Source organism: Streptomyces sp. NPDC008121 (assembly GCF_042957155.1).
In the GTDB taxonomy this organism is placed as follows: Bacteria; Actinomycetota; Actinomycetes; order Streptomycetales; family Streptomycetaceae; genus Streptomyces.
On sequence record NZ_JBIBHT010000010.1, the window covers coordinates 228,951 to 243,668 of the forward strand.

Sequence of the window (14,718 nt, forward strand, 5' to 3'; positions counted from 1 at the left end):
GGCCACCCACCCGCTGTGCGGCTACCCGCCTTTCGCGGCCCTACGCCCCTCGCCCCGGCCGCGGCTCGGCTCAGCGGCTGAGCGCCGGCTCGGCTCAGTGGCTGAGCGCCGGCTCCTTCGTGGGTTCGTCGGTCGCCGGGCCGGGGCCCTGCTCGTCCGCCGGGCCGTCCTCGGCCGCTTCCGCGCCCTCGACGTGCTGCTTCGGCTTGGCCGGCAGCGCGAACATCAGCAGGAAGATCACGGCGAGCACCGCCACCACCCAGCCGAGCGCGTTCTGGAACGCGTCCGCGAACGCCGTCCCCACCTCGCCCGGGACCCGCGCCAGACGCTCCTCGTCGATCACGCCGTAGAAGACGACCGACACGAGCCCGAGTCCGAGCGCGTTGCCCATCTGGCCGGTGGTGTTGATGAGGCCGGAGGCCGAACCCGCGTGCTCACGGGGGACGTCGGAGAGCACCGCGTCCGTCAGCGGGGCGACGATCAGCCCCATGCCCAGGCCCATGACCACCAGCGGGGCGATCATCTGCCAGGAGTGGATGGCCGTGCCGTACCGACCGGCCTCCCAGAGGTAGAGCAGCACGCCCGCCGCCATCGTCAGCGCGCCCGCCTGCAGCACCTTCCGGCCGAAGCGCGGCACCAGCTTCTGCACCGACAGGCCGGCCGCCATCGAGACGGCGATCGAGAACGGCACGCCGGTCAGACCGGCCTTCAGCGGGCTCCAGCCGAGCCCGATCTGCATATACAGCGTCCAGACCAGGAAGAAGATGCCCATCACGACACCGAAGGTGAGCTGCACCGCGATGCCGGCGGCGAAGCTCTTCACCCGGAACAGCGACAGCTCGACCAGCGGCGAACCGTCCTTGCGCGTCTTGTACTTCTCGTACGCGACGAGGGCGGCGAAGACGACGAGGCTGCCGGCCATGCAGAGGTGGCCCCACAGCGGCCAGTCCAGCTCGCGGCCGCGCGTCAGCGGATAGATCAGCATCAGCAGCGCGAGGGTGACGAGCAGGACGCCGACCAGGTCGAGCCGGAGCGCCTTGGGCGCCTTGGACTCGATGATGAACTTCCGGCCCAGGAGCAGGCCCGCGATGCCGACCGGCAGGTTGATCAGGAAGATCGGCCGCCATTCCAGGCCGAAGAGGTTCCACTGCGTCAGCAGCGCGCCGAGCAGCGGTCCGGAGACGGCGCCGAGACCGATGATCGCGCCGAAGAGGCCGAAGACCTTGCCGCGTTCGTGCGCCGGGAAGGTGACGTGGACGATCGAGAGGACCTGCGGCACCATCATCGCCGCCGCGGCGCCCTGGAGGAGCCGGGAGGCGACCAGCATCTCCGGGTTCGCGGCGAAACCGCAGAGCGCGGAGGCGAGGGTGAAGCCCGCCGTGCCGAGGAGGAACAGCCGCTTGCGGCCGTAGATGTCACCGAGACGGCCTCCGGTGATCAGACCGGCGGCGAACGCGAGGGCGTACCCGGCGGTGATCCACTGGATGGCCCCGAAGGAGGCGCCGAGGTCGCGCTCGATGCTGGGGATCGCGATGTTGACGATCGTGGCGTCGACCAGGTCCATGAAGGCGGCCGTCATGACGATGGCGAGGGCTATCCAGCGCCTGCGATCGGTGCTCGGATCGGTACTCGGCTCGGTACTCGGGGCGGTGCCCGGCTCGGTACCCGTGCCGCTGCCCGGGACGGAGGCGTCGTGTGAACTCATGCTCAGAAGATAGACAGCATGTAGGACAGATCATGGCCTAGTTCGGCGGCATCCTGGAACGCATGACGGATACTCCCGCACGACTGCTGACGTTGCTGTCGCTTCTCCAGACCCCGCGCGAGTGGCCGGGCAGCGAGCTGGCGGACCGGCTCTCGGTCTCGCCCCGCACGATCCGCCGTGACATCGACCGGCTCAGGGAGCTGGGGTACCCGGTCGAGGCGTCGAAGGGGGCGGTGGGCGGATACCGCCTGGTCGCCGGGGCGGCGCTGCCGCCGCTGGTCCTGGACGACGAGGAGGCCGTGGCGATCGCGGTGGGCCTGCGGGCGGGGGCCGGCCATGCGATCGAGGGGGTGGAGGAGGCGTCCGTACGGGCCCTGGCGAAGCTGGAACAGGTGCTTCCGTCCCGGCTGCGGCACCGGGTCTCCACGCTGCAGAACGCGACGATGCCGCTGGCCAGGGGGGGACGGCGCCACGATCGACCCGTCCACGCTGACGGCCCTGGCCGGGGCGGTCACGGGGCAGGAGAAGGTGCGCTTCGGCTACCGCGCCGGGGACGGTACGGAGTCGAAGCGGCTGGTGGAGCCGTACCGGCTGGTGTCGACGGGGCGGCGGTGGTACCTCGTGGCGTACGACCTGGGGCGCGAGGACTGGCGTACGTTCCGGGTCGACCGGGTGGCGGAGCCCTTCGCCACGGGCGCCCGTTTCGCGCCGCGCGAGCTGCCGGAGGGCGGCGCGGCGGAGTACATGGCCCGTTCGATGGCCCGGTCGCAGGCCCAGCCGGACCTCGATCTGGACGTCGCCTTCGACGCGCCCGCCGCGTTCGTGGCGGCACGGCTCCCGGCGCATCTGGCGCCCACGCCGACGGGTCCGGACACCTGCCGCCTCCGGGCGCGCTGCACCGACTCCCTGGAGTGGGTGGCCCTCCGGCTGGCCCTGGTCGACTGCGACTTCACCGTCCACGCGCCGGACCCGCTGGTCACCTACGTGAGGGAGCTCGCGGCCCGCTTGGGCGCGGCGGTGCGCTGAGGGCGCGGGAGGGGTGCGCTGAAGGCGCGGGGCGGGGCCCCGGGGCGGGCCTCGGGACGGGCAGGGCTGCGCGGCTCGCGTGCTACCCAGGGCGCAGCGGTGCGCTGAGGGCGCGCGGTGGGCCGGGGGCACGCGTCACCCGAGGAAGGCGCCGGGCTGACGCGGGCGCGGCGCCCGGTGTGACGGCGCCGCGGCGGGGAGCCGGCTCCGACCGGTCCGGCTCCCGTCCGCCGCTACGCGACCGCGTCGAAGCCGGTGTCGCGGGCCATCTTCTTCAGCTCCAGCAGGGCGTGCTTCTCGATCTGCCGGATGCGCTCACGCGTGAGGCCGTGTTCCTTGCCGACCTCCGTCAGGGTCCGCTCGCGGCCGTCCTCGATGCCGTACCGCATCCGGATGATCGACGCCGTGCGGTGGTCGAGCTTGTCGATCAGGTCGTCGAGCTCCTCGCTGCGCAGCAGCGTGAGCACCGACTGCTCCGGCGAGATCGCCGAGGTGTCCTCGAGGAGGTCGCCGAACTGCGTCTCGCCCTGGTCGTCCACGGACATGTTGAGCGAGACCGGGTCCCGCGCCCAGTCCATGACGTCCACGACGCGCTCGGGCGTCGACCCCAGCTCGGCCGCGATCTCCGCGGGCTCCGGCTCGCGGCCGTTCTCCCGGTTGAATTCGCGCTGCACGCGCCGGATCCGTCCCAGCTCCTCGACGAGGTGGACGGGCAGCCGGATGGTGCGGGACTGGTCGGCTATGGAGCGGGTGATCGCCTGGCGGATCCACCAGGTGGCGTACGTGGAGAACTTGAAGCCCTTGGCGTAGTCGAACTTCTCGACCGCGCGCACCAGGCCCGCGTTCCCCTCCTGGATCAGGTCGAGCAGCGGCAGCCCGCTGCGGGGATAGCGCCGGGCGACGGCGACGACGAGGCGCAGGTTGGACTTGATGAAGAGGTCCTTGGCGCGCTCGCCCGCGGCGACCAGCGCCTCCAGCTCCTCGCGGGACGCTCCGCCCGCCTCGCTCTCCACCTCGCCTTCGAGGATCTGCCGGGCGTACACGCCCGCCTCGATGTCCTGGGAGAGCTCGACCTCCTTGGCGGCGTCGAGCAGGGGGGTGCGCGCGATCTCGTCGAGGTACATGCCGACCAGGTCGCGGTCGGCGATCTCCCCGCCCACGGCGCGAACGCTGCTTGCCCTCGAGCTGCTGCCGCTGGAGGCGGACGAACGACGGGCGACGGCACGGGTTGCCATGCGTGCTCCCTTGCTGAGTAGGTCGCGACACCTTTTCGGGTGCCCTGCATCCGACGGAAACAACGACTGGAATCAGGACAGAATTCCCACGCGGCACATCGATTTTCGCGATCATGCAGTACCCTGTCCGGCCACCCAGGGCTACGCCTGCTCCCGCAGAGCGCATCAGCGCAGGTCAGAGGGGGCGCGAAAGACGTGGCACGCGACCGCCGTCGGGGCCACGCCGCCCCCGCGTCCGCTTCACCCGGAGAGACGGCACGCGGCGCCACGCGGTTGCTCGCACTGTCCGAAAAGATCCGAAAGACCGGAAAGTGTGCGGGCGGGCACTGCCGCCGGTCCTACGTCCGCACACGGACCCGTCTACGCCGCGGCCTAGGTCTCCAGGCCGTTACGGGCGGCCCGGACGCGCGCCTACGGTCGGCGGCATGACCGAGACCGCAGGCACCGCAGGCACCGCCGACATCACCCGGACCCCCGACTTCACCGCCCACACCAGCACCGCCAACTCCTCCGGCATCTTCGACTCCACTGCCCACACCGGCACCGCCGACACCTCGGGGACCCTCGACGAAGCCCTCCAGCGCCTCCATGCCAGCGGCCCCGAGCGTCTGGGCCGGCTCACCAACCACGCCCCGATGGCCGTCGAGGCGCTGGTGCGCCGCGGCCAGGCCCGGGCCGTGCACCGCTGGCTCGACCACTACCGGCCCAAGCTGGAGGACATGCCCGCGCCCCACTCCCCCGTCACGGCGGCGAACTGGCGCGAGGCGCTCGGCGACCCGGTGCGGATCACCGACTGGGCGCGGTACTTCGACCGGGAGACCCGGGAGCGGCCCTGGCGGGAGGTGCTGGCCGAGTGGTGGCCGCGCCTGCTCCCCGGCATCGCGGGCGGGTCCACGCATCCCGTGATCCGCACCGGCCATGCCGTACGCACCCTCCTGACGTCCGAGGAGACGGAGCCGCGCCGGGTCGAGCTGGCCCACGCCCTCGGCTACTGGGCGGCCCGCCACCACCCGCTCCCGCCCCTGCGGGACCTGGGGCCCGCGCCGACGGCCGCCGCCGCGTTGGACGCCGTGCCGCCGATCCTCGACCAGGACGGCCCCCTGCCCGCCCGCCTCGCCCGGCTGACCGCGCACCCCCGTTGGGGCGCCGCCACCGACCCGGACACCGCGCACGCTCTGCTCACCGAGCTGGTGACGGCCGCGACCCACCGCTACGCCACACACGGCCACGGCGAACCGGTCATGCTCGTCCACGCCGCGACCGCGCCCAACGCGGTGCTCCGCACGCTGCCCGCGCTGCCGCGCGACCTGTGGGCGCCGAGCGTCGGCGCCGCATGGGCCGCCGCGGCCGCGGTGACCGCCGCCTACACCCCGGCCGAGCCCGTCCCGTACCGCCAGGTCCCGCTGATCGCGGAGGAGGTCTTCGAGCGGGCGGCGGCGCACGGCGACGACCACACCATCAAGTTCACCGACACGGCCCTGGACGTCGGCGACCCGCGCGCGCTGGCCGCCGCCGCCCGCTCGATCACCCTCAATCCGCCGGTGTTCTGACCCCAGCCGCCCCGCCCCGCCCCGCCCCGCCCCGCCCCGCGCCGCCCCGCTCCGGAGGCTCAGCCGAACTGCACCGAGCGTTTCGCCAGCCCCATCCAGAAGCCGTCGATCACGCTCCGCCCGCCGTCCAGGTCCCCGGCCGCCTCGGCCGCGCCGAGCGTGACGAAGAGCGGTGCGAAGTGCTCGGTACGCGGGTGGGCGAGCCGGCCGGCCGGTGACGTGTGGACGAAGTCGAGGAGCGCGTCGACGTCCCGCGCCTCCAGGGCCCGGCGCCCCCAGTCGTCGAACTCCGCCGACCAGCCGGGTACGCCTCCGCCGGTGTGCCGCAGCGCCGCCAGGTTGTGGGTGAAGAAGCCGCTGCCGACGACGAGCACGCCCTCGTCGCGCAGGGGCGCGAGCCGGCGCCCGATCTCCATCAGCGCGCGCGGGTCGAGCGTCGGCATGGAGATCTGGAGTACGGGCACGTCGGCGGCGGGGAACATCTCCACCAGCGGTACGTACGCGCCGTGGTCGAGCCCCCGGTCCGGGATGTCCTGGACCGGCGTGCCGGGCCGGCGCAGGAGCTTGCGTACGGCCGCGGCGAGCGCGGGGGCGCCGGGGGCCGGGTAGCGCACGCGGTAGTAGTGCTCGGGGAAGCCCCAGAAGTCGTAGACGAGCGGGACGGTCTCGGTGGCGCCGAGGGCGAGCGGGGCCTCCTCCCAGTGCGCGGAGACCACGAGGATCGCCGTCGGCCGGGGCAGCTCGGCGGACCAGGCGGCGAGTTCGCCGGTCCAGACGGGGTCGTCGGCGAGCGGCGGGGCGCCGTGGGAGAGGTAGAGGGCGGGCATCCGGCCACCCGGCGGGCGCCCTTCCCGCGCGGGGTCCCCCGGCGCGAGCGGGCCCCCCTCCCCCTGGCCGTGGGGCGGGCGCCCGGAAGCGCGCTGCCCTTCCACCAGCGGTCCCTGTTGTCCGGCGCCCATGACGACCGCCTCCCGAGATCCTTTAAGTTTCAAGTTCAACTGACATGACGAGCTTAGACCCGATTTAGTTCAACTTTCAAGGATAGGTCGTAGGATCGGTACATGAACACGGCACCGAAGGCCACGGCGACCGGCCCCCGCTGGCTCAGCGACGAGGAACAGCGCGTCTGGCGCGCGTACCTCCACGCCACCACCCTCCTCGAGGACCACCTCGACCGCCAGCTCCAGCGCGATGCCGGCATGCCGCACATCTACTACGGGCTCCTCGTCCAGCTCTCCCAGGCGCCCCGCCGCCGCCTGCGGATGACCCAACTGGCCAAGGACGCCAAGATCACCCGCTCCCGGCTCTCGCACGCCGTCGCCCGCCTGGAGAAGAACGGGTGGGTGCTGCGCGAGGACTGCCCCTCCGACAAGCGCGGCCAGTTCGCGTATCTGACGGACGAGGGCTTCGCCGTCCTGGAGCGGTCCGCGCCGGGGCACGTCGCCGCCGTACGCCAGGCGATCTTCGACCGGCTCAGCCCCGAGCAGGTGGAGCAGCTCGGCGCGATCATGTCGGTGATGGCGGAGGGCCTCCAGCCGACCGACCCGAACGCGGATCTGCCCTGGCTCCGCTGAGGCGGAACCAGGGCAGAGGGCCGAGGGGGCGTCGGCCCGTTCGGAGGCCCGACGGTCAGTGCATGACGACCGGGATCTTCACTTCGTCGCGCACGCCTTCACCGGCGCCGGCATCCGCGCCGTCCCCGGCGCCCGGACCGGCCGGGACGGACATCTGCGGCTTCCCGGTGTTGATGAAGGTGACGGCGATCGCGGCCGAGACGGCCAGGATGCCGACCGCCCACCAGATGGCCGCCGCGTAGCCCTCGACCATGCCCTGGAGCTGGAGCAGCTTCTGCGCGGCCGGGGTGGTGGCGCCGGCCGCGTGGTCGGTGAGGAACGCGGTCGTGGCCGAGGCGGCAATGGTGTTGAGCAGCGCCGTACCGATCGCGCCGCCGACCTGCTGCGAGGTGTTGACCATCGCGGAGGCCACACCGGCGTCCCGCGGGTCCACGCCGTGCGTCGCCAGCGACATCGCCGGCATGAAGGCCGTGCCCATGCCGAGGCCGAGCAGCAGCTGCGCGGGCAGGATCAGACCGGTGTACGAGGTGCCGATCTCCAGCTGGGTGAGCAGCAGCATGCCGACGGCGGCCGTCAGGAAGCCGGGGCCCATCAGCCAGCGCGGGGGCACCCGCGTCATCAGCCGCGTACCGATCTGGGTGGAGCCGATGATCATGCCCGCGATCATCGGGAGGAAGGCGAAGCCCGTCCGGACCGGCGAGTACCCCTTCACGATCTGGAGGTAGTACGTCAGGAAGAGGAACAGGCCGAACATCGCGATGACGGCGAGTCCGAGGGAGAGGTAGACACCGCCGCGGTTGCGCTCGGTCAGGACCCGCAGGGGCAGCAGCGGGGACTTGACCTTCGCCTCGGTGAGGACGAACGCGGCGAGCAGCACGGCCGAGGCGACGAAGAGGCCGATCGTGGTGGCGTCGGACCAGCCCTCGGACTCGGCGCGGGTGAAGCCGTAGACCAGCGAGACCAGACCCAGGGTGGAGAGGACGACGCCCGGGATGTCGAGCGGCGAGCGGTTGCGGCCGCCGACCGGCTCACGGATCACGAAGTACGCGCCGACGGCGGCGACGATCGCGAAGGGGATGTTGACGAAGAAGGTCCAGCGCCAGTTGAGGTACTCGGTGAGGAAGCCGCCGAGGATGAGGCCCACGGCGCCACCGCCACCGGCGATCGCTCCGTAGATGCCGAAGGCCTTGGCGCGCTCCTTGGCGTCGGTGAACATCACCGCGAGCAGCGACAGCGCGGCCGGGGCGAGCAGTGCGCCGAAGGCGCCCTGGAGGCCGCGGGCCCCGAGCATCATCGCCTCGCCGGTCGCGGCCCCGCCGAGCGCGGAGGCGGCGGCGAAGCCGATCAGACCGACGACGAAGGTCCGCTTGCGGCCCCACAGGTCGGCTATGCGGCCGCCGAAGAGCAGCAGACCGCCGAAGGCGAGGGCGTAGGCCGTGATGACCCACTGGCGGTTGCCGTCCGAGATCCCCAGGTCCTGCTGGGCGGAGGGCAGCGCGATGTTCACGATCGTCGCGTCGAGCACGACCATCAGCTGGGCGAGGGCGATGAAGACCAGCGCTTTCCAGCGCCGGGGATCTGTTTCGGACATGGGGGCAGCCACCTCTTGGTGCGTAAAGGAGAAAACGGACGTACGACGTGCGGCGTACGGAAGGCGGGGGCCGTCGCACGGGTCGACGGACGGGGTCGCCGGGCTGGTCGCCCGGCTCAGGGAAACCCTGGGGACGGGCCCAGGGAGCGGACATAGGGAACAGACCCGGGAAGCGGGCTTAGGGAACGGGCTGACGGAACGGTCCGGGGGCGGTCAGGTCGGGGTCACTCGCGGGAGGCGCCCCGCAGATCCTCCAGAGTGGCGGCCGACCCGGGCAGCACGGAGCGCGCGGGCGCTTCCAGGCCGTCCAGGAACAGCTGCAGATGGCGGTGGACGAAGCGGTCCATGTCCAGGCATCCGGTGCCCGGGAGCGGGCGGGTGAGCTGGGAGACGGCCACCATCAGGTCCCCGACGCCGACGTCGGCGCGGAGCCTGCCGGCCCGCTGCGCCCGGTCGACGAGGGCCTGGACGGCCTCCTCCAACCGGTCGCGTTCGGCGTGCAGTTCGGGGTGGTCCTGGTCGAAAGTGCCGTCGAGCATCGGACAGAGCGCGCCGATCCGCTCGTCGGCGGCGGCGTGGGTGAAGCGGCGGAGCGCGTCGAAGGTGTCGGCCTCCTCGGCGGCCGCCCGTTCCGCCAGGTCCGTGGTGCGGCACATGACGGAGACGACGACCTCGCGGACGAGGTCGGCGCGGTCGGGGAAGTTCCGGTAGAGGGTGGCGTTGCCGACGCCGGCGCGGCGCGCGATCTCGTCGAGCGGCACCTGGGGGCCGAACTCGACGAACATCTCGCGGGCCGCCGTCACGATCCGCTCGCGGTTGCGCAGGGCGTCGGCCCGCGGGCGCGGTGCGCGGCGGACGGCGGGCGCGGTGTCGGCGGTGGAGCTCACGCCACCCTCCTTCGAAGTCATCCGGGGACCAGGTCCCCACTTTCCGGAACACAGGCGTAAACGGGGACACCGCCCCCGGTTATTTCCGCGCCGCGATGTGACCTGCGCCACACCCCGCCGCCCCGGCCGCGCACCCGTACCTCCGGGCCGCGAAATCCCACGATCGGGCCACCCGGCGCGCGCCCCCGCGCCCCCCGACACAGGCTGATCGGACAGCGAGAGCGAGAGCGCGGACGAGAGAGGCGACCGTATGCAGCACACCTGCCGTCGGATATGCAGACCCCTCACCCTGGCCGCGGCGGCGGCGCTCGCCCTCGCCGCCCTGACCTCGTCCACGTCGACCCTGCCCGGGCCCGCACCGGCCACGGCGGGTCCGGTGGCCGCGGCGCCCGGGACCTCGCAGCTGGGGCCGTGCCGCATCGCGACGACGCTCGGTGTGCAGATGTCCGAGGGGCTGCCCACCCCGCCGGGATACGCCCGGGCCACGGGCCGCCTCACGGCCCTGAACCTCATGATCGACTTCCCTGACGCGGAGGGCGAGGGGACCGCCCTCGGCCGCTACCGCGAGTTCTTCCCGCAGACGACGGACTGGTTCCGCGTCAGCTCCTACGGGCGGCTCGCCTACCACCCGGAGACCCCGATACCCGAGTGGCTGCGGATGCCCAAGCCCTTCTCCTCGTACGGGATAGAGCGCGGCTCACCGTACGAACCGGGCTACCGCGCGCTCGTCGAGGACCTCGTCAAGGTCGCCGACGCGAAGATCGACTTCAGCGCGTACGACCTGGTCAACGTCCTGGTCACGCCGAACGCCGGGCCCTCGGCCCTGGACACGGTCCTCTCCGTCACCTTCTCCGGAAACGACGAGGCCCCCTACGCGGACGGGGTCCCGCTCTCCAACACGTCCTTCGTCTACAGCCGCCAGGACGACGGCTCGGGGACGTACGGCCAGACCGGCTACCGCGTACTGCCGCACGAGAACGGCCATGTCTTCGGCCTTCCCGACCTCTACACCGTCGACGGCGGCGGCACGGTGGGGCACTGGGACATCATGTCCGAGGACTGGGGGGCCAACAACGACCTCCTCGGCTGGCACAAATGGAAGCTGGGCTGGCTCGACGACGAGCAGGTCGGCTGCGCGTCCGGGGCGGGCATCAGCGATTTCGTCCTCACCCCGCTGGCCACCACGGGCGGCGCGAAGCTGGCCTTCGTACCGCTCTCCGGCACCTCCGGCTACGCCGTCGAGGTGCGCACCCAGCGCGGCAACGACGCCGCCGTCTGCCGGCCGGGCGTCCTGATCTACCGCGTCGAGTCGGACGTGGACACCGGGCACGGGCCGGTGACCGTGTCGGACAGCCGACGCGACAGCGGCGGCTGCACGCGGCGCCCGAACGTCCACGCGGAGCTGTCGGACGCGACGTACCGCCCGGGCGAGACCTTCACGGACCGGACGAACGGCATCCGGATCACGGTGCTGAAGGAGGACTCCGCCGGCCGCTACCGCGTCCGCGTCACCCGCACCTGACCGGCGTGGTCCGAGCCGTACCCCTCAGTGCGGGAGCGTCGCCCGCAGCTCCCTCTTCAGGATCTTCCCGGCCGGATTGCGTGGCAGCTCGGTGTCCCGTACGAGCACATGGGCGGGCACCTTGAACGCCGCCAACGACGTCCCGACGTGCGCGCGCAGCTCGTCGGCGGTGACGGCGGCGTCCGCGCGCAGGCGCACCACGGCCGCCACCTCCTCGCCGAGGACGGGGTGCGGCACGCCGAGGACGGCGGCGTCGAGGACGGCGGGGTGGTCGTGGAGGACGGCCTCGACCTCGACGCAGTACACGTTCTCGCCGCCGCGGATCACCATGTCCTTGAGACGGTCGACGACGGTGACGCGCCCGTCGCGGATCCGGGCGAGGTCGCCGGTGCGGAACCACCCGTCCTCGGTGAAGGCGTGCCGGGTCGCCTCCTCGTCCCTCCAGTAGCCCCGCGCGAGGGACTGCCCGCGGAGCAGCAGCTCTCCGACGCCGTCGGCGTCGGGCCGGTCGACGCGGACCTCGACGGCCGGGGCGGGGCGGCCGACGCTGCGCGGGTCCGCGCGGTACTCGGCGCCGAAGTTGGCGAGGACGCCGCCGCAGGTCTCGGTGAGGCCGTAGCCGTTGCGGGGCTCGATGCGGTCCCCGTGGCGGGCGGTGATCCGGGCGACGATCTCCGGCGGGGCGGCGGCGCCCCCGGTGTTGAGCATGGTGAGGCTCCGGAGCGGGTCGCCGGTGCGCTCGGCGAGGTCGAGCAGCTGAAGGGCGGTGGTGGGCACGCCCGCGTAGTGGGTGACGCGGTGCCTGCCGATGAGCTCCAGCGCCTCGGCGGGGTCCCACTTCCGCATGAGGACGAGGGAGCCGCCCGCCGCCATCACGGCGTACAGCGAGGTGAAGGCGGCCACGTGGAAGAAGGGGAAGGTGGTGAGCGAGACGGGAGCGGGGCCCTGCCCCGGGATCCCGTTGCGGGCGAGGGCGGAGGCGGCGGCGAAGTAGCGGGGGTTCGTCGCGGCGGCGGCCTGGGCGAGATGGGTGGCGACGGCGCCCTTGGGCCGGCCGGTGGTGCCGGAGGTGTAGACGATGGTGGCGTCGTGCTCGGGCAGGACGTCGACGAGGGGCGGGCCGAGCAGGGGGTCGGTGTCGGGCACGTACGCCCGGAACCCCTCGCTCGCCTCCCCGTGGAAGACGATCCCGGGCACGCGGTGCTCCCGGGCCCAGCGGCGGACCCTGCCGACCCGTTCCCCGTCGACGAGGAGGACGCGGGGCGAGCAGTCGTCGAGGGCGTACGCGAACTCCTCCTCGGTCCACCAGGCGTTGAGGGGGACGGCGACGAGGCCGGCGAGTTGGGCGGCCCAGAAGGCGATCTGCCACTCCGGGTGGTTCCGCATGGCGACGACCGCCCGGTCGCCGGGCCGCAGCCCGTGCTCGCCGACGAGGCTCCGCGCGAGTCCGCAGGCGGCGTCGAAGAACTCCCGGTAGCTCATCGTCCCGCCGCCGTGGAGGAGGAAGGGCCGGTCGCCGTACGCCCAGGTGACCTCCACGAACTCGCGGAGGGTGCGGGGCCCGTCGACATAGACGCCGTCCTCGACGGCGAAGGGGGCTCCGGGGCCGGTGAGCCGCGCGGCGACGGCTTCGGCGGCGAGGGCTGTGGCGGTGGCGGTGGCGGTGGCGGTGGCGGTGGCGGGGATCGGACCACGCGCGCCCGGGTCGCCCTCCGGTGTACGGGTGCCGGGTGTACGGGTGGGCACACGGGCGCCGTCCGTCGCCTCGCCCTGCTGGTCGCCCGGCCCGCCGCGCTCCCACCCGCTGCTGTCCGGCCCGCTGTTCTCCGGCCCGCGCACGTTCGCCTCTTTCCCGGGCGTTCGCTCGGCCCGGCGGCCGACGCTATGCCGGTCAGGGGAGCCGGTCAATCCTGCGCCGGGCAGCCACCGGCGGCCCTCCCCGGCCCCGCTTGACGCCACCCCGATGACACATTGGCACCCCATGGCGCATGATGGCGCCATGGAACTTGCAATGGCGCCACGATGGTGCCACTATCGGTTCATGGACCTCACGCCCTATGTCGACAATCTCCGTCATGAACTCGGCGTGGCCGCCGAAGCCGGTGGCGACGAAGCCCGCGCCCTGGCCGACCGGCTCACCGGCACGCTCGAGTCCGCCGCCCGGCTGACGCTGCTCAACGCCCTGTCCGACGCGATGGACGAGGTCACCCGTGACCTGGCCCCCGGCTCGGTCGACCTGCGGCTGCGCGGCATGAACCCCGAGTTCGTGGTGACGGCACCGCCGACCGCCGAAGCCTTCGACGAGGCCGAGGCCCCGGTGCAGGCCCCGCCGCCCCCGGTGCCGGCCCTGGCGGAGGCCGAGGACGGCGCCACCTCCCGGATCAACTTCCGGCCGCCGGCACAGCTCAAGGTCCGCGTCGAGGAGGCCGCGAGCCGCGAGGGCCTCTCGGTCAACGCCTGGCTCGTCCGGGCCGTGGCCGCCGCCCTGGAGCCCGGCACGGCGGCCCGCGGCCGCAAGGGCGCGACGGCCTCGGGCAACGCCGTAGGACAGGGCTTCACCGGCTGGGTCCGTTAGGCCTTCCGAAACTCCCGGCCGCTCGCCCCCGCCCCAGGCACCTCACCCCGCACTCACCACCCTCCAGTCAAAGGACGGCACAGGCATGCCTACTTTCGCGACACCCGAACCCCTCTCCGCCACCGTCGAGCTCGAGATCGGCCGGGCCCGGATCGTCGCGGGCAAGCGCGAGGACACCGTGGTCGAGGTGACCCCGAGCGACCCCGGAAACAAGCTCGACGTCCAGGCCGCCGAGGAGACCAACGTGACCTGCTCCGGCGGGAAGCTGCTGGTCAAGGGCCCCAAGCGGCGCTCCCTCTTCGGCAAGGTGGGGGCCGTCGACGTGACCGTCGAGCTGCCCGCGGGCTCGGAGCTGAGCTGCACCACCGGCCTCGGCGAGGTGATCGGCGAGGGCCGGTTCGGAGACTGCCGCCTCACGACCGGCGCCGGCGACATCCGGCTCGAAGAGGCCGAGGCCGTACGCCTGAAGACCTCGCACGGCGACGTCCTGGTGGACCGTACGACGGGCGAGACCGAGATCCAGGGGTCGGGCCGGGTCCGGGTCGGCCGGATCGACGGAGCGGCGACCATCAAGAACCTCAACGGCGAGACCGCGATCGGCGAGATCGGCGGCGAGCTGCGCGTGAACTCCTCCAACGGCCCCATCGGCGTGGCCCGCGCGGAGTCCTCGGTCACCGCCAAGACGGCGAGCGGCTCCATCCGCCTGGACGAGGTGGTGCGCGGGCGCATCACCCTGGACTCCTCCGCGGGGGTCCTGGAGGTCGGGATCGCCGAGGGCACGGCGGCCTGGCTGGACGTCCGCTCCAAGGCCGGTCGGGTCCGCAACGAGCTGGGGACCGCGGAGGGCCCGGGGCAGTCCGAGGAGACGGTCGAGGTCCGGGGCCGTACGAGCGTCGGCGACATCGTCATCCGCCGCGCCTGAGAATTCCCTCTCCGGGCGGTGCGCCCCGTTCAGGCGGTGCGCCCGCGCGAGCGACGCGCCCCGCTGCCCGCCGGCGCACCCCGCCCCGGTTCACCTCGCGCCGGTTCACCTTGCGCCGGCGCACCCCGCCG

11 protein-coding genes and 1 pseudogene are annotated in these 14,718 nt (G+C 73.0%); 6 read left to right on the forward strand and 6 right to left on the reverse strand.

Going from position 1 to position 14,718, the window contains the following annotated elements; translation table 11 throughout:
- Positions 1 to 94: 94 nt before the first annotated feature.
- Complete coding sequence (locus ACFZBD_RS30405) at positions 95 to 1,705, reverse strand: DHA2 family efflux MFS transporter permease subunit (RefSeq protein ID WP_391145829.1); 1,611 nt, start codon at positions 1,703 to 1,705, stop codon at positions 95 to 97.
- A gap of 62 nt (positions 1,706 to 1,767) precedes the next feature.
- Between ACFZBD_RS30405 and ACFZBD_RS30410 the strand changes: the two are divergent.
- Positions 1,768 to 2,731 (forward strand): annotated as a pseudogene (locus ACFZBD_RS30410) (helix-turn-helix transcriptional regulator).
- 233 nt (positions 2,732 to 2,964) lie between these two features.
- On the opposite strand, the gene ACFZBD_RS30415 reads toward ACFZBD_RS30410, so the two are convergent.
- Positions 2,965 to 3,966 (reverse strand): sigma-70 family RNA polymerase sigma factor, encoded by a 1,002-nt coding sequence (locus ACFZBD_RS30415; protein WP_391145831.1) that lies wholly within the window; start codon positions 3,964 to 3,966, stop codon positions 2,965 to 2,967.
- Positions 3,967 to 4,391: 425 nt separating this feature from the next.
- Between ACFZBD_RS30415 and ACFZBD_RS30420 the strand changes: the two genes are divergently transcribed.
- Complete coding sequence (locus ACFZBD_RS30420) at positions 4,392 to 5,516, forward strand: questin oxidase family protein (RefSeq protein ID WP_391145833.1); 1,125 nt, start codon at positions 4,392 to 4,394, stop codon at positions 5,514 to 5,516.
- A 59-nt stretch (positions 5,517 to 5,575) separates the two neighbouring features.
- Here the strand turns inward: ACFZBD_RS30420 and ACFZBD_RS30425 are convergent, their stop codons facing one another.
- Positions 5,576 to 6,343 carry a dioxygenase gene (locus tag ACFZBD_RS30425; RefSeq protein WP_391145835.1) on the reverse strand — a complete coding sequence of 256 codons (768 nt, stop codon included), beginning with the start codon at positions 6,341 to 6,343 and terminating at the stop codon, positions 5,576 to 5,578.
- A gap of 234 nt (positions 6,344 to 6,577) precedes the next feature.
- Here ACFZBD_RS30425 and ACFZBD_RS30430 point away from each other — a divergent pair, with 234 nt between their 5' ends.
- Positions 6,578 to 7,090: a MarR family transcriptional regulator gene (locus ACFZBD_RS30430; RefSeq protein WP_391145838.1), complete on the forward strand. Its 513-nt coding sequence runs from the start codon at positions 6,578 to 6,580 to the stop codon at positions 7,088 to 7,090.
- A gap of 55 nt (positions 7,091 to 7,145) precedes the next feature.
- Here the strand turns inward: ACFZBD_RS30430 and ACFZBD_RS30435 are convergent, their stop codons facing one another.
- Both ACFZBD_RS30435 and ACFZBD_RS30440 read right to left on the reverse strand, forming a co-directional pair.
- On the reverse strand, positions 7,146 to 8,681 hold the full coding sequence (locus ACFZBD_RS30435; protein ID WP_391145841.1) for a DHA2 family efflux MFS transporter permease subunit: 1,536 nt from the start codon (positions 8,679 to 8,681) through the stop codon (positions 7,146 to 7,148).
- A gap of 224 nt (positions 8,682 to 8,905) precedes the next feature.
- The gene (locus tag ACFZBD_RS30440; RefSeq protein WP_391145844.1) at positions 8,906 to 9,589 is read right to left on the reverse strand and encodes a TetR family transcriptional regulator; all 684 of its coding nucleotides are present in this window, start codon (positions 9,587 to 9,589) and stop codon (positions 8,906 to 8,908) included.
- Positions 9,590 to 9,818: 229 nt separating this feature from the next.
- Between ACFZBD_RS30440 and ACFZBD_RS30445 the strand changes: the two genes are divergently transcribed.
- A complete protein-coding gene (locus ACFZBD_RS30445) occupies positions 9,819 to 11,090 on the forward strand; it encodes a M6 family metalloprotease domain-containing protein (protein WP_391145846.1) in 1,272 nt (423 codons plus the stop codon).
- 24 nt (positions 11,091 to 11,114) lie between these two features.
- Here ACFZBD_RS30445 and ACFZBD_RS30450 read toward each other — a convergent pair whose 3' ends face one another.
- Positions 11,115 to 12,776 (reverse strand): AMP-binding protein, encoded by a 1,662-nt coding sequence (locus tag ACFZBD_RS30450; RefSeq protein ID WP_391146145.1) that lies wholly within the window; start codon positions 12,774 to 12,776, stop codon positions 11,115 to 11,117.
- Between the two features lie 355 nt (positions 12,777 to 13,131).
- Between ACFZBD_RS30450 and ACFZBD_RS30455 the strand changes: the two genes are divergently transcribed.
- Both ACFZBD_RS30455 and ACFZBD_RS30460 read left to right on the forward strand, forming a co-directional pair.
- Positions 13,132 to 13,665 carry a hypothetical protein gene (locus tag ACFZBD_RS30455; RefSeq protein WP_391145848.1) on the forward strand — a complete coding sequence of 178 codons (534 nt, stop codon included), beginning with the start codon at positions 13,132 to 13,134 and terminating at the stop codon, positions 13,663 to 13,665.
- A gap of 85 nt (positions 13,666 to 13,750) precedes the next feature.
- On the forward strand, positions 13,751 to 14,587 hold the full coding sequence (locus tag ACFZBD_RS30460) for a DUF4097 family beta strand repeat-containing protein (RefSeq protein WP_391145850.1): 837 nt from the start codon (positions 13,751 to 13,753) through the stop codon (positions 14,585 to 14,587).
- Positions 14,588 to 14,718: the final 131 nt, after the last annotated feature.